Origin of the sequence: Aneurinibacillus sp. REN35 (genome assembly GCF_041379945.2) — a bacterium.
Lineage (GTDB): Bacteria > Bacillota > Bacilli > Aneurinibacillales > Aneurinibacillaceae > Aneurinibacillus.
Genome location: NZ_JBFTXJ020000005.1, coordinates 278,741 through 301,429 on the forward strand (window position 1 = coordinate 278,741; position 22,689 = coordinate 301,429).

Annotated in this window: 18 protein-coding genes and 1 riboswitch; of the genes, 1 reads left to right on the plus strand and 17 read right to left on the minus strand. The window is 45.2% G+C overall.

The window, feature by feature from the left end; translation table 11 throughout:
- Positions 1 to 73: 73 nt before the first annotated feature.
- The 16 genes from AB3351_RS12325 to rnhA form a co-directional block, all read right to left on the minus strand.
- Positions 74 to 3,532 (minus strand): S-layer homology domain-containing protein, encoded by a 3,459-nt coding sequence (locus tag AB3351_RS12325; protein ID WP_371147444.1) that lies wholly within the window; start codon positions 3,530 to 3,532, stop codon positions 74 to 76.
- Positions 3,533 to 3,652: 120 nt separating this feature from the next.
- Positions 3,653 to 6,865, minus strand: coding sequence for an S-layer homology domain-containing protein (locus tag AB3351_RS12330; RefSeq protein ID WP_371147445.1), 3,213 nt, complete (start codon positions 6,863 to 6,865; stop codon positions 3,653 to 3,655).
- Between the two features lie 332 nt (positions 6,866 to 7,197).
- Positions 7,198 to 8,634 (minus strand): SpoVR family protein, encoded by a 1,437-nt coding sequence (locus AB3351_RS12335; RefSeq protein WP_371147446.1) that lies wholly within the window; start codon positions 8,632 to 8,634, stop codon positions 7,198 to 7,200.
- Complete coding sequence (yhbH, locus tag AB3351_RS12340; RefSeq protein WP_371147447.1) at positions 8,631 to 9,785, minus strand: sporulation protein YhbH; 1,155 nt, start codon at positions 9,783 to 9,785, stop codon at positions 8,631 to 8,633. The genes AB3351_RS12335 and yhbH overlap by 4 nt, the downstream gene beginning before the upstream one ends.
- A 23-nt stretch (positions 9,786 to 9,808) precedes the next feature.
- Positions 9,809 to 11,707: a PrkA family serine protein kinase gene (locus AB3351_RS12345; RefSeq protein WP_371147448.1), complete on the minus strand. Its 1,899-nt coding sequence runs from the start codon at positions 11,705 to 11,707 to the stop codon at positions 9,809 to 9,811.
- Between the two features lie 197 nt (positions 11,708 to 11,904).
- On the minus strand, positions 11,905 to 12,210 hold the full coding sequence (locus AB3351_RS12350) for an antibiotic biosynthesis monooxygenase family protein (protein ID WP_371147449.1): 306 nt from the start codon (positions 12,208 to 12,210) through the stop codon (positions 11,905 to 11,907).
- A gap of 324 nt (positions 12,211 to 12,534) precedes the next feature.
- On the minus strand, positions 12,535 to 13,095 hold the full coding sequence (locus AB3351_RS12355; RefSeq protein WP_371147450.1) for a DUF1273 domain-containing protein: 561 nt from the start codon (positions 13,093 to 13,095) through the stop codon (positions 12,535 to 12,537).
- Positions 13,096 to 13,207: 112 nt separating this feature from the next.
- The gene (locus tag AB3351_RS12360) at positions 13,208 to 14,011 is read right to left on the minus strand and encodes a MetQ/NlpA family ABC transporter substrate-binding protein (RefSeq protein ID WP_371147451.1); all 804 of its coding nucleotides are present in this window, start codon (positions 14,009 to 14,011) and stop codon (positions 13,208 to 13,210) included.
- A gap of 140 nt (positions 14,012 to 14,151) precedes the next feature.
- Positions 14,152 to 14,279, minus strand: a riboswitch (SAM riboswitch).
- 79 nt (positions 14,280 to 14,358) lie between these two features.
- Complete coding sequence (locus AB3351_RS12365; RefSeq protein ID WP_371147452.1) at positions 14,359 to 15,087, minus strand: HAD family hydrolase; 729 nt, start codon at positions 15,085 to 15,087, stop codon at positions 14,359 to 14,361.
- A 21-nt stretch (positions 15,088 to 15,108) separates the two neighbouring features.
- On the minus strand, positions 15,109 to 15,573 hold the full coding sequence (gene trmL / locus AB3351_RS12370) for a tRNA (uridine(34)/cytosine(34)/5-carboxymethylaminomethyluridine(34)-2'-O)-methyltransferase TrmL (protein WP_371147453.1): 465 nt from the start codon (positions 15,571 to 15,573) through the stop codon (positions 15,109 to 15,111).
- 108 nt (positions 15,574 to 15,681) lie between these two features.
- On the minus strand, positions 15,682 to 16,080 hold the full coding sequence (locus AB3351_RS12375) for an RDD family protein (protein WP_371147454.1): 399 nt from the start codon (positions 16,078 to 16,080) through the stop codon (positions 15,682 to 15,684).
- A 40-nt stretch (positions 16,081 to 16,120) separates the two neighbouring features.
- Positions 16,121 to 17,092, minus strand: coding sequence for a signal peptide peptidase SppA (gene sppA / locus AB3351_RS12380; protein WP_371147455.1), 972 nt, complete (start codon positions 17,090 to 17,092; stop codon positions 16,121 to 16,123).
- 80 nt (positions 17,093 to 17,172) lie between these two features.
- Positions 17,173 to 18,117: an amidase domain-containing protein gene (locus AB3351_RS12385; RefSeq protein ID WP_371147456.1), complete on the minus strand. Its 945-nt coding sequence runs from the start codon at positions 18,115 to 18,117 to the stop codon at positions 17,173 to 17,175.
- A gap of 137 nt (positions 18,118 to 18,254) precedes the next feature.
- A complete protein-coding gene (locus AB3351_RS12390) occupies positions 18,255 to 18,791 on the minus strand; it encodes a methylated-DNA--[protein]-cysteine S-methyltransferase (RefSeq protein ID WP_371147457.1) in 537 nt (178 codons plus the stop codon).
- A gap of 65 nt (positions 18,792 to 18,856) precedes the next feature.
- Positions 18,857 to 20,029: a tRNA epoxyqueuosine(34) reductase QueG gene (gene queG, locus AB3351_RS12395; protein WP_371147458.1), complete on the minus strand. Its 1,173-nt coding sequence runs from the start codon at positions 20,027 to 20,029 to the stop codon at positions 18,857 to 18,859.
- A 20-nt stretch (positions 20,030 to 20,049) separates the two neighbouring features.
- Positions 20,050 to 20,484: a ribonuclease HI gene (rnhA, locus tag AB3351_RS12400; protein ID WP_371147459.1), complete on the minus strand. Its 435-nt coding sequence runs from the start codon at positions 20,482 to 20,484 to the stop codon at positions 20,050 to 20,052.
- Positions 20,485 to 20,585: 101 nt separating this feature from the next.
- Here rnhA and AB3351_RS12405 point away from each other — a divergent pair, with 101 nt between their 5' ends.
- Positions 20,586 to 21,269 (plus strand): B3/B4 domain-containing protein, encoded by a 684-nt coding sequence (locus tag AB3351_RS12405; protein WP_371147460.1) that lies wholly within the window; start codon positions 20,586 to 20,588, stop codon positions 21,267 to 21,269.
- 75 nt (positions 21,270 to 21,344) lie between these two features.
- Here the strand turns inward: AB3351_RS12405 and AB3351_RS12410 are convergent, their stop codons facing one another.
- Positions 21,345 to 22,682, minus strand: coding sequence for a purine/pyrimidine permease (locus AB3351_RS12410; protein WP_371147461.1), 1,338 nt, complete (start codon positions 22,680 to 22,682; stop codon positions 21,345 to 21,347).
- Positions 22,683 to 22,689: the final 7 nt, after the last annotated feature.

Consider the following 22,689-nt stretch of genomic DNA (forward strand, 5'->3'; position numbering starts at 1 on the left):
TCAAAAGTATGTTTAGCTACTGCTACCATATAAAAAAAGGGGCTTAATCACGAACGGCCCCGTCTTTTTTGACTTACGGAGTATGTACTCCAAGGTACTGGAGCGTGCCAACCGGGAAGCTATTCCATTCCCCGTGCAGGTTGAACGAGCTTGAACCAGCATGAATGCCGGACTTACGGATGATCGTTCCACCGTTTGGCATAAATTTACTTTGTGAGGTTGGATCGCCAAGCACGTCGATCATGACTCCGTTTTTCTTCAGAACAAAGCCTGTGGTGACTGTATTCCCCGGATCGTATATCACCAGTTCGTCATTGAAGTACGTGACAGGGGCAATGTCGAACAGATCGTAGAATATCCGATCAATGAAGAGATACGGCATACCCTTCCAGTACTCGAACAACGCTCGAGTATAGGAGGTTTTCTGTCCGTTCTTAAGGTTGTATTGATGGACTTCCAACTCGTAGCCAGACACTTTCTGCGAGGTGTCACCGACAGGATTGTAGAACAGTTGAATCGCCGTGCGTCCATTGTCCATGTCCATATATTGCGAGAAGTACAAGTCCTCAGGCCCTTGCGGATTAACTGTGACGTGCAGCACGACTGCCGAACCGTTTGCACCGATCACCCACACTAATAGCGAGGTATTACCGTTCCCCGTCCATGTTTTTCCATTTAAAATCGCCGGCCCGGTAAAGGTCGAGTCAGGGGTGCCTTCGTATATTTGGAACGTGGTTTGGTTCTGAAATATGCTCGAAAGGTCGTATGCGATACTATCTTTTACACCTTGCTTTGTTCGAATCTCCACCTGTCCGTTCGGAGCAAGCGGCGCGTTGCGTACGGTAAGATCATAGGTTGCCGTGCCTCCTTTGCCGTCGTCTGCGGTAATCTGTACCTTCGTACTGCCCGCAGTCGAATCTGGTGTCAGAGTAAGGAGAGCTCCAGAAACCGATGCAGTGACAATGCCAGATGTTTGTGGAACAGCAGTAAAGGTCAGCGCATCGCCGTCCAGATCTTCAAACAGTTGAGTCAGGTCGAACGTCCGGGCATTGGTTACTCCAGCAGTCAGTACTTGTTCGTAGATCGAGCTAATGACTGCTGGGACTTGGTTTTGTCCCACTGGAGCCGCTTTAACTTCTACCGGAATGGATGCTGTTGCTGTGCCTCCTCTACCATCGCTCACCGTCAAGGCTACTTCTGTTTGGCCTACACCAATCGGGGTTAATGTCAGTGTGTCTCCGCTCACCGTTACCGTTGCAATACTATGATCCGTTGTGTCTGCTGTCAACGTTAGTGGGTCATGATCTTCATCATGTAAGTAACTAGATATATCCAGTTGTTGTACACTTCCTCCCACCTGAAGGATTTGTGAAGGAATAGTACTAACAGAAGGTTTAGTATTCAGTGGAGCGCTTATATTCAATTTGAATGCTTGCGTAATACTACTACCAGCATTAGATGCTGTAACGGTTACTGTCGCCATGCCCACCTGCAGAGGATGTAGAGTTAATGTACTGTCTAACAAACTTAATGTAGCAATATTAGTGTTATCGATAATTGCTGTATATCTCAAAGGATCATTCGCCGTATTTACAAACAAAGAGTTAAGGTTAAGAACGGGGTTACTTGATCCTAACTGTACAGACTGATCAGGAATAGAATCATTAACGGACAGGTTGAATGAAGCTGTCGTTTTCTTTCCAACTTGATCGTCGGCAACAACCGTAATTTTCGATGTTCCTTTCCCTTGCGGCATAATAGTAAGGATATTTCCTGTAACCGACACCTTAGCAATATTATTACTCTGGGAAGCAGCCCCAAATTTCAAGGTAGGTTGCTCATCATCCTTCAGATACTGAGATAAATCTATAGTATAATTTCCATTAGCAAGTAAAACGAGTTGAGGATCAACAAAAGTCTTAATTAACTTTGGCGCTGTGTTCCCCCCACTAGAACCGCCAGATGAACTGCCTCCTGATGAACTTTGTGAGACAGATGATGACGTAGTTACCCCACTAATCGCTGATGCAGGTACACCATTGGCAAGTATCACGCTCTCAACTTTGCTTGATGCTCCTGCTGTTACCTGGGACTGTGGGTTATTAACTTGAAGTTGTCCTACCGAACCAGAATTATTTAGCGCCACTGATCCAGAACCATTCACTATCATACTAGCAATATCTGCACTACCAACCACTGTTATCGGACTTGCGCTCGCTACAACAACCTGCTGAACAGTTCCCTGCACGTTCACTGTTTGTGCACCATCATTAATCGTCATTTGTTGTATCTTCGCTGTCGGGTCTGCTTCAATCGTTGCATTCGTTCTTACATCCAGATTATGTATCGTTGTACTGCCTGAAGAAACAACATGTACGCCCTGTTTAGTAACATCAACGAATTGCAACTGTGAATCCTCAAACTCAACCGTATTTTCATCCCCGCCTTCGATACTTGTCATGCCTTTCACTGTTAATTTCTTAGCGTAAAAATCGTGCTGAAGCATCTTCTTAATCGTAAAATTGTTCAAAACGGTCAGATTCGATACTGTAATATAATCACTTGCAACGACTAGGTCGCCATCTACTATCATCCCATTTCCATGCAGCACTAGGTTGCCACTAAATTCTTTTTCACCTGTCTTCGCTGGCTTTCCACCCGCTACAAGCTCTAGATACGTGATTTTTGTGATTATTTGATTAGCAGATGCAAAGTCAATATTTGCTTTCTGGAGAGATGCCGCATTTTCTTCATTTAGTAATCCTTTTAAGCTTTCAGCTACACGGTATGCAGAACCGTTAATCGTAACGGTATCTCCCTTAATGGCATCAATTACGGCATGATGAGAGGAAGATGCCATTCGATCTATCAACCTAGATAAAACAGAAGCCGCTTCCTGCCGTTGTACAGATTTCCTAGGATTGAAGTTCTTTCCGTCTCCATGAAGCAAGCCCTGTTCCAGCGCGACTTGAACAGCCGCTTTCGCCCAGGGACTCACCTGACTTTTATCCGCAAAGGGGAGATTGTCTCCTTTTCCTTTTGTATCTGCTTTGATGGCATTGACTACTAACACGGCGAGTTCTTCCCGGGTTATCAATGCATGCGGGCGAAAGTTTCCTTTTTCATCCCCGCGCATAATCCCGGCTGTTTTTACCGCTTCAATCGCATCCTTAGCCCAGTCAGCATCTGAAACATCTCGAAAAGAAGAGAGACTGCCTTTTTGTTTCTCCAGATGTAATACACTTGCTATCGTTGAAGCGACTTCCTGACGTGTCATCTTATCGAGTGGTCGAAAATGACCCGTTGGATCTCCGACCATAATCCCTTGTTCTTTCATTTTCAATACAGCATCCTCGGCCCAGTTACTCACTTGATGAAGATCCACAAAGGAGCTGGATGCTGTATTTTCCTGTGTTTGTTTTTCATGATTTACAGCAGGAGCTGCCATAACATAACCAGGTCCAAACAGCATAGAAAAAACAACTGTAGCGGATAAAACTTTATGACACTGTCTATATATTTTTTTGCTCATAACTCTCCCCCTTACTTACTAATTTTCTTAGCCCATAAGAAAAGTGTAGAGAAATATAGATTTTCTCTACACTCCAATCGTTACCGGTTTTCATACTTCAGAATTCCTTGATCACCGTTGCTACGGTGTGTACGAATTTAAGCCATCAGTGTAATCTGTTCCTTCATCAATCCATTTTGAAGCATCGAAGAGCGTACTTCCAGAGATAGTACCACTTACACGTGCTAAGGATGTTTGCGGTTGAAAAACTGCAATATCAATTAATTGACCGTCGTAGTATAACTTAAGCTCAACCGGTTGCGTATCATCGTTATAAAAATTCATCATCGTGTTGTAATCAATGGACAGATCGATAGAAGAGAAAGATTCCCCAATGGTAAATGTACTTCCGCTGTGGATGATAGACTGGCTTTCCGAACTAATAGTAATATCGTCTCCACCATCACTACGTACAATTTTTAACTTTGAGGCTTCAATGTCTTTATCGGTAGGATTATACAATTCGATAATTTGCAAAAAGCTATCGGATTGACCCCATACCAATTCAGAGATGAACGCAGTTTTTTTCTTTTCTACGTTTACTTGGAACGTTGTTTGGACTGAACCTCCATTACCATCACTTGCTGTTACCGTAATCGTTGCTGTTCCAATAACAAACGGCGTAATTGATAGCTGATCTCCGGTAACATTTACCTGCGCTATACTAGGATCTGAGGATACTGCTGTATACGTAAGCGTGTCATTATCCTGGTCTGCAAACGCACCTGCAAGACTGATGGTTGCATCTCCCCCGCCTATTATTGCTGTTTGATCCGCAATAGTGCCTGCTGTTGGCGCATGATTTGCCGGTATCGGCGCACTAATAGTTACGTTAAATTGGGTTTGCACCGTTCCACCCTTACCATCACTCGCTGTTACTGTGATTGTCGCTGTCCCTGCATTCACTGGAGTAATCTTTACATCCGTTCCATTTACGGCTACTGTTGCTACTCCTGTATTCGAAGAGGTTGCCGTGTAGCTCAATGTATCGCCATCGGAATCGACGAAGACATTCGAAAGGCTTACCGTCTGCACTCCAGCCGTTACTTCCTTATTTACCTGGCTGATAGTATTTTGTACTGTTGGACTATGATTTGCTCCTGTAATCTGTGCACTTACCGTACTTACCACTGGTGCTCCTGTTATCGTTCCCGTACTTGCAATAGGTGTGACTTCAAAGAAAATGTACTTACCTTGGTCATCGCCTACCAGCTGATACGTTGCGCCTGTTGCACCAGAAATAGCTACCTTATCCGATCCATCGGATGCTGTTCCACGATACCATTTGAACGTTGATGTTCCTTCTGCATCACTCTCAGCATCACCATATGTATAGCTTCCAGTCAAAGTTTGACCTACCATCGCTGTTCCAGAAACCGTTACATACGTTGCCGTTGGCGCCTGATTTGGTACAGCCACATACGTGTATCCACTCGTTGAATTCGCCGTTCCACTAGGTGTCGTAACGGATACGTTTACAGTACCTGCCGTTCCGGCTGGTACTGTTGCCGTAATCTGAGTGTTAGAATTCACGGTATAAGAGGTTGCTGCTGTGCCTCCAAACTTCACGGCTGTTGCGCCCGTTAGCCCGGTTCCTGTAATCATCACTACATTGCCGCCCACTGTAGACCCGGAAGACGGAGTAACAGAAACGATCGTTGGAGCAACTACTGCTTTGCCTCCTCCTCCCCCACTATTATGGGTAGATCCAGAAGAAGTGTTCGGCGTTCCGTTATTCACAGTGCTAATCTGCGTTTTTGATTCTGTATAGTTCCTTACGACATCTTCCACTTTGGCTCCAGTTGGAATAGATAAATTCGTAATTTTGCTTCCCGTTTGCATGACAATTTTTGAGTTGATATCCGGTACGTTTGCATTTGTAATTATTCCTGTTGTATTCAAAGTTACATAACTTTGGTTTTGAACAGTTAAATTCCTAATATGTCCACTTCCGGAAAGAAAAATATCATTATGACTTTCCACTACAACGGAATCAATAGAGGCATTCAAAGTTACGCTCTTTACGCCATCCATTACCGTTACTTTAGGAATGGACACACTTGAATCCGCTTGAATCGTCGTGTTATTTTCCACCGTCACATCTGAAACCTTCGTGATTCCGATGGCTTCTACCCGTACATTCGGCTTACTTACATTCATCGCTCCCAAGATTCCATCTTCGAATACAACAGTATGAGGGGATCCGCCTTTAATGGCCGTCTTTCCATTGACATGGACTTTATATCCGTAAAAATCATTTTCTATTTCCGGTCCAATCTCGAAGTCTCCCGCTATTGCCAGGTTCCTGATGGTAACATAGTCAGCTTTTACCTTTACGTCCCCATCAATGGTAGCGCCATAACCTTCTAGAACGGTATTTTCCGAAAATTCTTTTTCACCTGTCTTCGCTGGCTTTCCACCCGCTACAAGCTCTAGATACGTGATTTTTGTGATTATTTGATTAGCAGATGCAAAGTCAATATTTGCTTTCTGGAGAGATGCCGCATTTTCTTCATTTAGTAATCCTTTTAAGCTTTCAGCTACACGGTATGCAGAACCGTTAATCGTAACGGTATCTCCCTTAATGGCATCAATTACGGCATGATGAGAGGAAGATGCCATTCGATCTATCAACCTAGATAAAACAGAAGCCGCTTCCTGCCGTTGTACAGATTTCCTAGGATTGAAGTTCTTTCCGTCTCCATGAAGCAAGCCCTGTTCCAGCGCGACTTGAACAGCCGCTTTCGCCCAGGGACTCACCTGACTTTTATCCGCAAAGGGGAGATTGTCTCCTTTTCCTTTTGTATCTGCTTTGATGGCATTGACTACTAACACGGCGAGTTCTTCCCGGGTTATCAATGCATGCGGGCGAAAGTTTCCTTTTTCATCCCCGCGCATAATCCCGGCTGTTTTTACCGCTTCAATCGCATCCTTAGCCCAGTCAGCATCTGAAACATCTCGAAAAGAAGAGAGACTGCCTTTTTGTTTCTCCAGATGTAATACACTTGCTATCGTTGAAGCGACTTCCTGACGTGTCATCTTATCGAGTGGTCGAAAATGACCCGTTGGATCTCCGACCATAATCCCTTGTTCTTTCATTTTCAATACAGCATCCTCGGCCCAGTTGCTCACTTGATGAAGATCTGTAAAGGAGCTGGATGCTATATTTTTCTGAGTTTGTTCGTCCTTATGAAAAGTAGGAGCTGCCATAACATAACCTGATCCAAACAACATAGAAAAAACAACTGTAGCGGATAAAACTTTATAATATTTTTTATATGTTTTTTTCCTCATTACTGCCTCCTAAATAAACTACATATCTCAAGTACCATTTATATATACAAATAGAACTACCAGATTACGTTTATAAACAATCCTATCTATAGTACTACAAACAAACTGAACAAATTCTGAACAACCTTATATACATCACACTGGATATATCAACATACAACTCCAGAGGAAAGTAAGAAAAACAACAGAAGCAGTACCTTGTACTAATGCCATCAAAAAGATCGCACCTTTTTGCAATGTTCTGTATGGTTTTATTAGAAACAACGAAAAAAGGTCCAAAAACCGAAAGTTTTTGAACCTTACCTTACTAACTATAGAGTCATCCCCGATTTTTATAAAAATCTCCGGTGACACTTCTTACCGTCATACGTAAACAGCACACGCCGATCTTCAATTCTTGTCTCTAGGTGTACCGACTTGCCCCATAACATGTGAATATACGGGACGGTCTTCTCCACATACTTCACGTCCAGCTCCATTCCCTCATACTGATGGTACAGGTACAATTCGCCGTTGTGCAGATAATCTCCATCCTGCACCATAATGTAGGGAAAGCCCCCATTCACCCGGCTTGTTACCAACTGGTCACGAACGACTTCCCATGTCTTATCCGTAATCGTCCAATCGTTCCCCTGGCGTCCGAACACATACATATCAAGCTTATTAACCAAATCTTTCGTTAAATAATTGCGGATGAATGAGATGTCGCTATCCATCTCCCGCACTTCAAAGATTTTCTCGCGTCCCTGACCCGGTATTCGACCGAACCGTTCCTGTTCTTCTTTTGTCGGATTGTTCCATCGCTCTTCGATGTCTTCGAATATTTTGATCCCCAGGTAATACGGGTTGATACTGGTTGTCGAAGGCTGAACAACACCGGCGTTTAGCTTGGCGTATTCAATCGTCTCCTCCCCTGTCAGATCCATCTCCCGCAGGATTCGTTGATGCCAGTAGGAGGCCCAACCTTCGTTCATGATCTTCGTCTCGATCTGCGGCCAGAAATACAGCATCTCCTCACGCATAATAGTCAGCACATCACGCTGCCAATTCTCAAGACGGGTGCTGAACTCCTCAATGAACAGCAGCAGATCCTTCTCAGGCTCCGGCGGAAAACGTTTCATACGCTTTTTCGCTTCCTCTTCCGCGTCTTCCTTCCGCTTCTTCTCATCCGTGTCGAGCAGCCACAGATCTCCATACGGATCTTTGCGAACCGTCTGGAGTGCTGTTCGAGCTTCCTTTGGATCTTCCGCCCAATTAAAGTGACGGCGCGTCAGGCTCGGATCAACATGCTCTTGAATGGCTAGCACGGCATCCAAAAACTCCTCTACCGTCTCTCTACCATACTGAATTTCATATTGACGCAATCTCTCCGCTGTCGCAGCCATACTCTCTACCATATCTCGGTTTGTACGGCTAAAGCGAATATTATTTTTAAAGAAGTCGCAATGCGCCAGTACATGGGCAACAATCAGTTTATTTTGAATGAGAGAATTGCCATCGAGCAGGAAAGCGTAGCACGGATCAGAATTAATAACCAGCTCATAGATTTTGCTTAGCCCTAGATCATATTGTAATTTCATCCGATGAAAGGACTTCCCAAAGCTCCAATGGGAAAAACGGGTGGGCATACTGTAGGCGCCGAATGTATAAATAATATCAGCTGGACAAATCTCATACCGCATGGGGTAGAAATCAAGGCCAAACCCTTTAGCAATCTCTGTGATTTCATCAACCGCCCGCTCCAATTGTTTAATCTCTTCACCTGTCATGATTTCACCGTCTCCTTCCCGAAGAAGGTCGTCAGTGCCTTATAAACCTCCCCTTTTTCACGAACAATACTGTATTTGAACTTAGGATCCTTGATGTGCTTGTATGCTGACATCAATGTTGAGTGTCTATTGTATTGATTCACCTCAGTATAGCCGAACATATTGCTTCGGCTCATCAGCTCCCGAACAAGCTTCACGCAGCGATCATTATCTGAAGTCAAATTGTCGCCGTCAGAAATATGAAACGGATAAATATTGTACAGTGCAGGCGGATACCGCTGATCAATGATTTCTAGCGCCTTGCGATAGGCAGACGAACAGATCGTACCTCCGCTCTCTCCTTTGGAGAAAAAGGCTTCTTCTGTTACCTCCTTCGCTTCTGTATGGTGGGCGATAAATGCGATATTTACCTTCTCGTACTTAGTACGCAGGAACCGTACCATCCAGAAGAAAAAACTGCGCGCCACATATTTCTCCAGCGCCCCCATCGAGCCGCTCGTATCCATCATCGCAATAATGACAGCGTTGGAGTGCGGCTGTACAATTTCCTCCCATGTCTTGAATCGAAGGTCTTCATTACTGATGCTTTTAATGCCTTTATGTCCTTCGAGTCCGTTTCTTCGCAACGCTTCAAGAATGGTGCGCTTCTTATCGATATTGCCCATCAATCCTTTTTTGCGAATGTCATTAAAGCGGATATCTGTCACTACAACATCATCTTGCTGCTTCTGCTGTAGATTCGGAAGCTCCATCTCGGCGAATAGCATCTCCTGCAGCTCCTCCACCGAGATCTCTGCTTCATAATAGTCTTCACCGGTCTGATCTCCTGCACCCTGGCCTTTACCCGGCCCTTTGCTGGGATCACCCTCCCGCGCAATTACATCGCCCACTTTCGAATCACCTGTACCCTGGCCGACATGCTTGCTTTTGTTGTAGTTGTACCGAATGCGGTATTCATCAAGTGAACGGATCGGGATTTTGACGACATCCCGCCCATTCGACATGATGATGTTCTCTTCACTGACCAGGTCCGGGAGGTTTTTACGAATCGCCTCCCGGACCTTTTCCTGATGACGCTGCTGATCCTGATGTCCTTTACGGTGCAGTGACCAATCTTCGCGCGAGATAATAAACGAAGGTTCATTTTTCATGCGGCTTCCTCCTTTTACACCGCTTATCGGTTCAAGAGGCTGCCCACATAACGCAGTAATTCATTTGCGCAAATCGGGCAATACCCGTGTTCGTCGATGAGGCGGGCGGTCACTTCGTTGACTTTTTTCAACTGGATTTCATCCGGTGTTTTCGATGAGGTCGTGATCTTGACCACATCTTTCAAATCTGCGAACAATTTCTTCTCAATCGCTTCACGCAGGCGTTCATGACTGTTGTAGTCGAAGCGCTTGCCTTTGCGCGCATACGCCGAGATCCGGATGAGTATCTCTTCACGGAATGCCTTCTTGGCATTTTCCGATATGCCGATCTGTTCCTCGATGGAGCGCATAAGTTTTTCATCCGCATCCATTTCCTCACCGGTAATCGGGTCGCGTACTTTGGTTTTGTTGCAGTATGATTCTACGTTATCAAGATAATTGTCCATCAGCGTTTTGGCTGATTCTTCATACGAGTAGACAAAGGCTTTCTGTACTTCCTTCTTCGCTAGTTCATCGTATTCTTTACGAGCGACATTGACGAAAGTAAGGTATCTCTCTTTATCCTCTTTAGTAATCGTCGGTGACTGATCTAATCCGTCTTTGAGCGCTCGAAGAATATCAAGCGCATTGATGCATTCCGTATCGCGACGAATCAACGCACTTGAGATCCGGTTGATGACATAACGCGGATCGATGCCCCCCATTCCTTCATCCGCGAACTCGTTCTGCAGCTCTTTAATGTCGGATTCCTTGAATCCTTCCACTGAATCGCCGTTGTACAGACGCATTTTCTTCAGCAGATCAATGCCCTGCTTTTTAGAATCCTTCAGGCGTGTCAAGATGGAGAAGATTGCAGCAGCCCGCAGCGAATGCGGTGCAATATGCACATGGCCAAGATCGCTTTGCTTAATCAGCTTGGAATAGATTTTTTCTTCGGCAGAGACCCTGAGATTGTATGGGATACGCATAACAATCATCCGGGACTGAAGTGCTTCATTCTTCTTATTGCTTATAAATGTTTTATATTCAGCTTCATTCGTATGAGCGACAATTAATTCATCCGCGCTAATAAGAGCAAATCTTCCTGCCTTAAAATTGCCTTCCTGCGTCAGCGAGAGCAAGTTCCAGAGGAATTTCTCATCGCATTTTAGCATCTCCTGGAATTCCATCAGACCACGGTTCGCCTTATTCAACTCTCCATCAAACCGATACGCACGCGGGTCAGATTCTGAACCGTACTGCGTAATCGTGGAGAAGTCGATGCTTCCCGTTAGATCAGCAATATCCTGTGACTTTGGATCAGACGGGCTGAATGTACCAATACCTCGACGCTTGGCCTCCGAGAATACGATGCGCTCAACGGGCATATCTTCAATCCGACCGCCATATTCTGTGTCGAGACGCATCTGATTGTACGGTGACAGATTGCCTTCAATAATGATACCTAGCTCCTTCTCAATTTCAGGACGAAGTTCATTCGGAATCAGGTGAAGCGGGTCCTCATGCATCGGGCATCCTTTGATTGCGTACACTGCGCCTTCTTCTGTGCGTGTAAACTGTTCAAGCCCCCGCTTCAGCATGGTCACAATCGTTGATTTACCACCACTCACCGGACCCATTAGCAATAGAATTCTTTTTCGCACATCCAGGCGCATCGCTGAAGAGTGAAAATATTCTTCCACCAGCTTCTCAATTGCCCGATCCAATCCGTACATTTCCCGGCTAAAAAATTTGTAGCTTTTGCTTCCATCCTCATTATGTTCAATCCCGGCATGCTTGATCATGTTATACACCCGGGAGTGTGCGGTCTGAGCAACGTGCGGATTTTGTCTTACAATCTCAAGGTACTCGGCGAATGTCCCTTCCCATACGAGCTGTTCTTCACGTGCACGGTATTCTGCAATCCGCTTTAGGATATCCATCGGGCACTCCTCTCCTTTTCTTCGTTCAGAATGATCAGTCATGGGATGCATTTTTACTATCCTATTCGGTGGATGCAGATGACATGCTAAATATCTGACCGCTTTACGTTAATGAAGCAGCGCCGCATCTTTCACTCTTCATAAAAACAGGGCTAAAACGTGTGTATATCACACATTTCAGCCCTGTTTTTATGTCTTTACTTGTCGTATGTAGCTCCATGCATGACTTCAAACACTTCAAGCTTAGAGCCTGTAGCTGGATTATTGTCAGAGGAGTGGGAATGTGCCTGCCGGAAGCTATCGCTCTCAGTCCAAGCTTTGAACGATTCTTCGCTATCCCACTTTGTATAGACGACCTGCTTGTCCCCATCTGTTGCACTCAAGAACTGAAATTCAAGGCAGCCAGGAACATTAGCCATTCGCTCCGCACTTTTGCCGAACATTTCTCCCATACGACCTTTCATCGCTTCAGGAACTTGCAATACATTCATGACAACGTACATACAATGCACCTCCATAAAGTATCAATCTCTCTCACTATAGCAAATCATCTCGACATTTTCCAATCACAAGCGTACAAACTTTGTCAAGATTACCGTATGCCCATATGTTCCCATCATATAGTGGATCAGGTATAATAAAAGGGAAATTTACACTTGGGAGAGGGGATATGAACGATGGGTATGGTGATTGTTTTAGTAGTGACGGGCTTGGTGCTTGGCGCAATTTTCACTGCAGGATACAATGAGGACAAAACGTGGGGTCTGTAATACTTCGTTGATAAGGTAAAGCGCTGCCAGTCTGTATTGGCAGCGCTTTTTAAACGGTTACACACCGAATTCATTTTCCTGTTCTTCTTCTACTACCATCTGCAGGTCATACGCAGCAATCGCCGCATAGCAATATTCGCCCAACTCGCTCCGCCTTTTTGCTTCCGCTACGATATATTGAGGAGATCCTTCATTTTCTTCATCATACACTGCGAGCAAGCCATCTGAATTATCAAGAAGAAATGCATTTTTCGCCTTGAATTGCCACGCTCCTTCATACGGACGCTTGGTGATACTGGTGACAAAGTCCGCTTCCCCAAGCAGATTTCTATAGTATGTCTGCTTCTCTTCCTGCCACTTGCTCTCCTGTTCAAGAAATGGCGTAAGAACCGCAAGCTTCAGAGAAGGATACATCTCCTTCAATTCAAGCACGACTTCCGCTGCCCATAATTCAACTCCAAGCTGGCCGCTTATAATCATCCATTCGGCTCCATCCTCAATATAAGAGACAAGGCGCTTGCGAATCGCCTTTTTAATATAGCCAATCCCAGGATGCTTCGTATCAAAAATCCCCAATTCATGGGGTTTGTATCCTGTAATTACGATTCGTCTTAGCACTCAGCTTCCCCCCTCCTGCTTATCTTACCTCTCTTTTAATTGTTGTACCAGTATGGCTTGCCGCATTAAAAAAGACAGAGAGCACACCTGCTCTCTGTCGTATCTTCACGTATTAAAATACCGGAATTACCGAGCCTTTATACTTCTCGTCGATGAATTTTTTCACATCTTCAGATTTAAGTACTTGCAGAAGTTTTTTGATTTCTTCTCGATTTTCGTCGCCTTCTTTTACTGCCACGATGTTAGCGAACGTTTTGGCTGCCTCGGAATCTTTTTTCTCCATCGCTAATGCTTGATCAAATGTCAAGCCGCCTTCCATCGCATAGTTTCCGTTAATTATGGCATAATCCACTTCACCGATTGCACGCGGCAGAAGAGAGGCCTGCATTTCTTTGATTTGAATATTATGCGGATTTTCTACAATATCCTGCTTGGTCAGACTGTTAAGGTCTTTACCGGCTGTAAGTGTAATCCAGCCTTTTGATTCGATCAGCTTAAGTGCACGTGCACCGTTCGATACATCATCCGGAATCGCTACGACAGCACCGTTTTTCGGCTGTGCAGCTTTTTCTTTACCCGGATATAACCCCATCGGCTCTAGGTGAATACCGTCCAATGCTTTAATATGTGTACCGTGCTTCTTATTGAACTCATCAAGGTACGGCACTGTCTGGAAGTAGTTGGCTGCTACTTGCTTTTCTTCTAGGGCTGTATTCGGCAGAACGTAATCGTCGAATACTCTCACTTCCATCTCCACACCTTGTTCCTTTAGCTTATCTTTCACATGATCAAGAATTTCCGCATGTGGAACCGCGCTTGCGCCTACGACAATTTTCTTTTTATCCTCACCGCCGCCGCACGCTGCAAGCATGCTGACTACGAACAGCAGCATAACAGATATAAACCATTTTTTCATCGTCTATTCCCTCTTCTTCATGTAGTGTAGTTGATGTCTAAGGCTGCTCGTCACTGCGTAATGTGTACGGGCCCAGTACACATCACACAAAAAAACCTCTCAAGACAGACAAGAGAGGTTTGGTTATACGTTCATGCATACTCTTATCTGCCAAGACACCATGATCCAACGTGTCTTGCTGGAATTAGCACAGCCTTCTTCTTACGCATAAGAAGAATTCCGCTGCCGGGTTTCATCGGGCCAGTCCCTCCACCTCTCTCGATAAGCGAGATCACTATATAGTTGTACTGAGAAGTATATTACGCATCTTTTGCAAGATTGTCAATTACTTTTTTTATAAATCAGTTTTATTTATCCGTCAAAAAAATCCCTGTACCCGCCGCAAGCTGTTCGTATAATTCTTTCAAGGTACCGCTCGCATCTACGCGATGCTGCGGAACTCCTCGGTCGATCTTATAATCTTCCACGAGGAACGTCTTCAAACCAACCTCTGCAGCTACCATGTCCTGCTGCATATCATTTCCAACCATAATCGTATCTTCTGGTCGCACACCGATCCGCTCACAAATTTCTAAGAAGTATTTTGGATTCGGCTTGCAATAACGTGCCTCTTCAAAAACAGTAACATGCTCAAAGTCATCTTCTACAAGTCCGGCCCACTTCATTCGTTCGCGAATAGCCATACCCGGAAATACGGGATTGGTTGCAACAACCATGCGATAGCCGCGCTTCTTTGCTTCCTCCACTACCTTTAGTGCATAGGGGTGCGGTTCAATTTCTTCTTTTAACAAAGGAAATTCTTCTGCATAAAACGTATCAAATAACGGCCAGATTACATTCTCCTCTACCCCGCATGTTGAAAAGAAATGCTCACGAAATATCTCTTCGTTGGTACGGTCTGGGCCATCGTCTTTCATCATTTGTTTAGTTGCATCCCATACAGATTTAATCAGTTGTTCTGGTTGAACAATATGGGCTGTATATTCCCCCAGCCGTTTCATATAGCGATTCATGAACGCCTCGGTATCAAGCGTTAACAGCGTTCCATCCAAATCAAAAAATATGGCTCGTTCCACTATGCAACACTCTCCTCTTTATTATTTCATTCCTGGATAACCAACCTGACGCAGCGCTTCATATAGAATAACCGCCGCCGTATTGGATAGATTCAATGAACGCGTTGCATCTCCCATCGGAATACGGATAATCTGTCCAGGATATTGCGCTAGAATATCTTCAGGAATTCCTGTTGTTTCTTTACCGAAAATAAAAAAATCACCATCCCTATACTCTGCGTCGGAATGGTACTGATCCCCGCTTGTCTCGATAAAGAAAAAACGTCCATCAGGGTGCTTTGCCGCAAACTCAGCAAAGGACTGATAATATGTAAGATCAACCGCATGCCAATAATCAAGCCCTGCCCGCTTTAAGTACTTATCATCTGTCGAGAACCCCAGCGGTTCAATTAGGTGTAAGCGGGTACGGGTTGCCGCGCATGTACGGGCAACATTCCCCGTATTAGCCGGGATCAATGGCTCATGAAGCACAATGTTAAACGCCATCCTTTTGTTCACCTCAGTTTCTATCATAGCACAAAAACAAGATGGAATATAAACGAAAAAGAAGAGCCGCAGCTTGATTGCGACTCTTCCACCAACCCTTTTTATACACTACTTTGTCTTAATAACAACCGTATCTGCCATCTTATCATGCCAGCCTTGCTTGCGCTTATCAAAGCCGGCCCAGATATAGCCCAATAGCAGGACAATGGCAGAAACAATCTTTCCGATCGTCTCCCGCAGAACGATGGCGCCCCAGCCAGCTATACTGCCGCTCGTACGCACTACTCGTACACCGACGACCATCTTGCCCAGCGTCTGTCCCCACAAGCCGGTGAGCACAATATAATAGAGCAATCCAAGAAGATTCTGCATGGTCCATTGGAATGAAAATACCTCCGTTGAAGCCAAACCCAGAATGTAGGATACAGCACCAAGTACAATCCCATCAATTAGCGCTGCCAGAAACCGAATCCAAAAGCCTGCATACCTCGTCGCGTTCGCTTCCATTGACAATCCCTCCTTTCATCCAATTGCCACACTGTATGAGTCATGGACGGTAAATATACTCAATACGCGGTGTGCGATTTTCTTCCTGTAGGAAATCAGGCAATGGAGTCGCATTGATATTCAATCGAGCCGACAATTCCGCAGAGAAAGTAGAGAACAGCTTGGAAAATCCGAACGGCTGTTCATATCGAATTACCGTTGCCTCTTGCAATTTCGCCATTTGTTGCGCCGCTTTCGTTGCGTCCTCTAGCGTACCAAGTTCATCAATCAGCCCGTTTGCCTTTGCTTGCTTTCCGGTATAAATCCGCCCATCTGCTAGCTGCAGCACTTTGTCGCGCGGCATCTTCCGTCCTTCTACGATGACATCGACGAACTGCTGGTAGCTTTCATTAATCATATTCTGGAGTAGAGCGTGCTCATCCTGTGTCATATCACGCATCGGGTTACCGATATCTTTAAATTTTCCGCTTTTGATTACATTTTCCTTAATCCCATATTCCTTGGCGAGCTCTCCATAATTCATATACGAAGCGATCACACCCAGACTGCCGGTTAACGTTGAGGCATTGGCAAATACCTTATCACCCGCCGCAGCAAGATAGTAGCCGCCCGAGGCAGCATACGAGCCCATGCTAACCACAATCGGTTTCTTCGTCTCACTCTTCACTTGCTTTATTTTATGATACAGCTCATCTGTCGGAACGACAGCACCGCCGGGAGAATTAATCCTAAGGACAATGGCTTTAATATTCGGATCATCCTTGGCTTGATTGAGCTGTGAAAGTATAGCTTCATAATCAAATGAACGATTCCAGCCGCTCTCCTCAGAAATCACACCTTCGATATATAGCTGCAGCACTTGATTTATCCCGTTTCCTGACACCGTCTTCGCTGCCCATCTCTCAGGAGCTGAAGCGCGGATTTCATCTGTCCCCCGAAACAGAGAGACAACAAAAGCTGCTGCTACGACAAGCACAACAATCCCTAAGGCAATCCATTTCTTTCTATTCATAAGTCGGTCAATTCCTCCTTTACTTCCCTTTCTTCCCCCCTTTACTACGTATCAATCGATAAAAAGATGCAGGGTAGCCGTCATATAATATGAAAGAAGCGATACTGAATTTTCGGTGTATAGGCTGTGGAATCTCTGTAATTCCAATATCGGTGACGGCTATTCGTCGTATGCGCATTTACAAGCGGCATGCCATTAACATCTTTGGCTACAACAATCGTCGAATGCTGCCAACGTCCATCTCCATCGAAGTCATAGCAGATCACATCGCCAAGCGAGAGCAGATCCGCGCTCGGCTTTACTTCCGTGTTTATATGCCCCTTCTCTAAGTGCCAGCGAAAACTATGAGCCACCGCCCAGCTATAACTCCAGAGCGCCGCTGTACTATTTCCCCCTCGATACCACCATCCCGTTGAACGATTTCCGCTCTGCCGCATCGGAACTCCGCCCGCATACAAACATTGAGAGATGAAATTCGTACAATCCACATCAAAACTTCGAAACTGCGGATTGTAATCATTCCACCACGCCTCTGCATACCGAACAGCTTGAATACGATTATACGTATAACGCACACTCTCTTGGGAATCTTCCGGTGATTCTTCTTCACTTTCATATTGAGCCAGAACCGGTACTACATCTTTTACCGTCGGCTTCTGTACTCCCTCTTCCCCGGCGATCAACCAGCCCTTTTCCCCCCGACGCAGCGTTACATACATCTGAATGTCTTTTTCCTGCTCATACCATTCTTGTTTCAGCTTATATGCGTACCATTCTCTTGCTTCAATCCGGACGATGACTTCGTCTTCTGCTTCTCTCTCTACTTGAAAGCCGCTGATTTGCAATCTGCTCTTTAGCGGCTGCGCTTTACGCTCTGCAAGCTGCTGCCAATGTCGTTCATTATATTGTTTAAACATCTCGGTCTGCTCTTCTACTACACAGACAGCAAGTTCATTTTTTTTCGTAACAAACCCCTTTGTCCTACACTGTAGATACACCTCAAGCGCTTCTTTCCATTGTCGCATGCTCTCGCCCCTTTCTCCTCTTCCATCGTATGTATATGCAGGGATGGAACGCATACAACACTTCTAAGACAGCAAAAAGGACCATCAAGTCATGACTTAATGATCCTTTTGCTACCTAGATAGTACAGCTATTTATTTTATGCTGAATCAACTTCAGAGCGCTCAAGCACACCTTCTAGCTGCAGCAAATATTCTTTTATATTCAAGCCACCGCCGTAGCCCACCAATGCACCGTTCGAGCCGATTACACGATGGCAGGGAATAAAAATAGACAGCGGATTTTTGTTGTTCGCTCCCCCGATGGCGCGAACCGCCTTAGCGGCATTCATCGCAAGGGCAATATCTTTATACGCTCTTGTTTCTCCATACGGAATTTTTTGCAGCTGCTCCCAAACCATCTTTTGAAACGCAGTACCGCGTACATCCAGCGGGAGAGTAAACTCCTGACGCATGCCTGCAAAATACTCGTCCAATTGCTCTGTCGCTTCAAGAAATACTTCCGGCGCATATGCAATATTATCTGTGCTAAGCCATTTCTTCGCCCAGCAATTTAATGAAAGCTTTGCAAGCTCACCTTCGCTAAACTCTACCCAGCATAACCCAGCGTCTGTCGCCGCCAATGTAATGGGGCCGAGGGGGCTTTGATACACGGTGTAAAAAACTTCCGACTTCACCCAATCCCTCCCTTTTGCATCCTCTTATCATCTTACCTCGCGTCAAATGAAGAAATCCAGCGCAATCATTCGACATTTTTTTCTTCTTGCAAGGCATTTTCAATTTCTTTTTGGACTAAACTTTCTTTTTCTCGGTCTTTCGCTTTTTTTAATGCATCCATCGCTTCACTGCCGCCAATTTGACCAAGCGCCCAGGCAGCAGCACTGCGCAAGGCAGGACGCTCATCTTTTTCTAGGATACGGATAATATCTGGCACCGCACTGCGATCTTTAAAATGGGCAAGCGCTAAAATAGCATTGCGCTGAATCGGCTTTTTGCCACGCCACGATCCAGAGGTACGACCAAACATCGCTGCAAATTGCTTCTTGCTTATCGTAAGCAGCGGTTTTAACAGCGGCTTTGCGGCTTCAGGCTCTGGAGCAAACTCAAGATGGTGGGTCATATTGATTTTTTTATTTTTCGGACAGACCTGCTGGCACGTATCGCATCCGTACAAGCGATTGCCGATAGCCGAACGGAACTCTTCAGGTATGTCATCTTTTAGCTGGGTCAAAAAAGCAACACAGCGCTGTGAATTAAGCTGTCCTCCTTGCACAATTGCACCGGTTGGACACGAATCAATACAGAGAGTGCACTCCCCACAATCTTCTTCCACAAGTTGATCCGGAGGAAACGGAGCATTGGTCAGCATCTCTCCCAAGTATATCCATGAACCAAATTCAGGGGTTATCAGAGAAGTATTCTTACCAATCCAGCCTATCCCTGCCCGCTCCGCCACAGCCCGATCTGAGAGCGCACCTGTATCTACCATGATCTCGGTTTGAATCCCAGGTACTCTCTTCTGAAGAAAGCCCTCCAGCTTTTGCAACCTTTCGCGCAGAACTGTATGATAATCTTCGCCCCAGGATACACGTGCCATAATTCCTCTATACTTACCTGGCTCAGATTTTGGCGGGGCTTCCATACGAGTCGGATACGCAAGTGCAATGGCAATGATGGATTTAGCGTCCGCTAGACTATGCGTTGGATGCGTTCTTTTCTCGATATCCTTCTCCTCAAAGCCAGACTCATATCCCAACTCTCTATGTGTATATAATTTCTCCTTAAGCGAGAAGAAAGGATCTGCCTTAGCAAATCCAATTTTATCAATTCCCATCTCTTGTGCATATTCACGAACTTCTTGCTTTAGGCGGCGCCAATCAATTGCCTGCTGATCCTGTATCCCCTGCTGCGTCATGCCGCCACCTCCATTCCTTCTTACCCGCGGATAATCGCTCCGGTCGCAAGCTCATCACAGCGATTGTTCAATTCATTATCCGCATGTCCTTTTACCTTGATATACTCAACATCATGCTTCTCCATAAGCGCAAGCAACTCTTTCCACAAATCCTGATTTTCTACCGGCTGCTTTTTACTGTTTTTCCAACCGTTTTTAATCCAGCCTTTATACCATCCTTGCTGAAAGCAGTTTACCATATAAGCGCTGTCACTGTGGAGTAGAACCTTACATGGTTCTGTCAGTGCTTTCATCGCCTCTACGGCCGCTGTCAACTCCATTCGGTTATTGGTCGTATTCTGTTCGCTGCCGCATAGCTCTTTACGATGCTGACCATACAGCAGTACTGCACCCCAACCGCCCGGTCCTGGATTCCCTGAGCAAGCACCATCCGTATAAATGATTACCTCTTTCATCGTTTCACCCGTTCATTTATGATTTTTGTTATTTATATAGTATATCAACTTTGGCTGTCTTTTTGGGGAGTATGGTAGAATATCAAAAAAGAGGTGATATTATGCAAAACTACACGATTTCTGAAGAAATACATACCAAGGTCCCCGGAATCAAACTCGGTATCCTTCACTATAATAACGCGACATTATCGACTGCACCAGCCATGTTAAAGGGAAGGATTAACTTATTTCTAGAAAATATGCGCTACGATTACTTAGATACTCCTGTCGCTGACGTTCCTGGTATTGCAGAATGGCGACAAACATTCAAAGCATTGGGAATCGATCCATCCCGTTATCGTCCTTCTTCCGAAGCGCTTGTACGACGGGTTCTACAGAATAAGCCTTTTCACTGGGTTCATAGCGGTGTAGATATAAACAACTTCCTCTCCCTTCAATTCGGATTGCCAGCCGGCTTGTATAACCGGGACCGCATCGTAGGTAATGTAGCTTTGCGACTGGGAAAAAGCAATGAGACGTATGCAGGGTTAAATGGGAGAGAGATTTCTTGTGAGGGCAAGCTTGTGCTCGCCGATGATAACGGTCCTTTTGGCAGTCCATTCGTCGACTCCGTACGTACCAGCGTAACAGAGGACGCAACACAGCTTCTGCACGTCTTCTTTATTCATCCAGGCTTCACTCGCTGGACAGATGAACAGCTGCTGCGTGCTGCTGGTGAGATGTTCACTCATATTAACGGGGGCGTATGCGACATTGATGGCAGGCCTTTTCTTATTATTTCCTAGTCCCCTATTCTTTGCATACTAAAGGGAACAGGCATCCATCCCCCACTGTTCCCCTTATATAACCATGCATTCACTTTATGCTTTCTTCCGAAATACAACCTGTTCCATAAAAATAATAAGAAGCACTCCTACAACCAAGCCATTACCAAAGATATAGCCAAAGATCGGTGGTAATCCCTGTAGTGCTTGAGCTGGAACAAACATGAGGCCAATTCCACCCATTAGTCCAAATCCGACAATAAAAATATTACGTTCATCAAAAATAACACGGCCAAAATCACGCAGTCCGAATCCAAGAAGTTGTGTAAAGCTGACAAACATGACCGCATAACCAATCGGGGAAGGAAGACCGGCAAGAATCCGACTGACCGACGGCAGTACACCCAGCACCATAAGGAAGATGGATGAGATGATAAACGGCAGACGAGAGGCAATACGTGACACCTGGATGACACCTGCCGAGATAGAGAGCGGAACTAACCCTACAATTCCTCCTGCACCAGACAGTATATGAGCAGCTCCCGTTAATATACCACCTTGTTTGTACTCTTTCTTTCCCGGATTGGCTCCTACGACATGACTCACTACAGCAATACTGGCAATCAGATTCGTAATAAGAATAAGTCCGGTAATAAGCGATGTCAGTACTGTACCTAAATGGAATACGGGCGTTCCCCAAAAAAACAACTCCGGCAGCGCGAATACACTATGCGTCTCCTGCAACGGTTTTGACCAATCCATTACTATATAAATAAGCCATCCTATAATCATGCTGATGAGAATAGCAAAGCTGCGGACATATTTGAAACGCGAGGCAATCATCATAAAGGTTACGAATACAATCCCTAGCGAAACAGCAGCAAGCTCCGGCTGCACTCCGCTTCCTTTACTATAATAATCAATCCCAAGCATGCCCTTCATAAATGATCCACTCAATGAAACAGCTAACAGCACAAGATAACCGCCGCTTACAATCGGTGTAAACACCTTCTGTACTTTCTCAATAAAACCGGTAGCACTAAGCACGATGAGCATAATTCCGGTAAGTATCAATCCCATCTCCAGTGCTTGCCCTATTTCTTTAGGCGCCTGGCCTGCAACTGCCCCTAGATTGGCAAGAATAACGAAGATGCCCCACCACATGCCCGCAGGACCCTCCGTAATCGGTAAGCGATGACCAAACAGCACTTGTAGCAGCGACGCAAGACCGATAAAGAAGAAGGTCTGCTGCACAAACTGCCCAAGCTGCTGTGATCCGAGTCCATACATCTCACCAATAACAAGCGGCACAACTAGCGAGCTTGAGATTGTAATGAAAAACCATTGCAAAGCTGCGGTTATTGTAACTGATAATGGAGGTTTTTCGTTTAGTTCATACAAATTATTTGTTTTTGTTTCTATCTTCGATTCCACTCTTGCT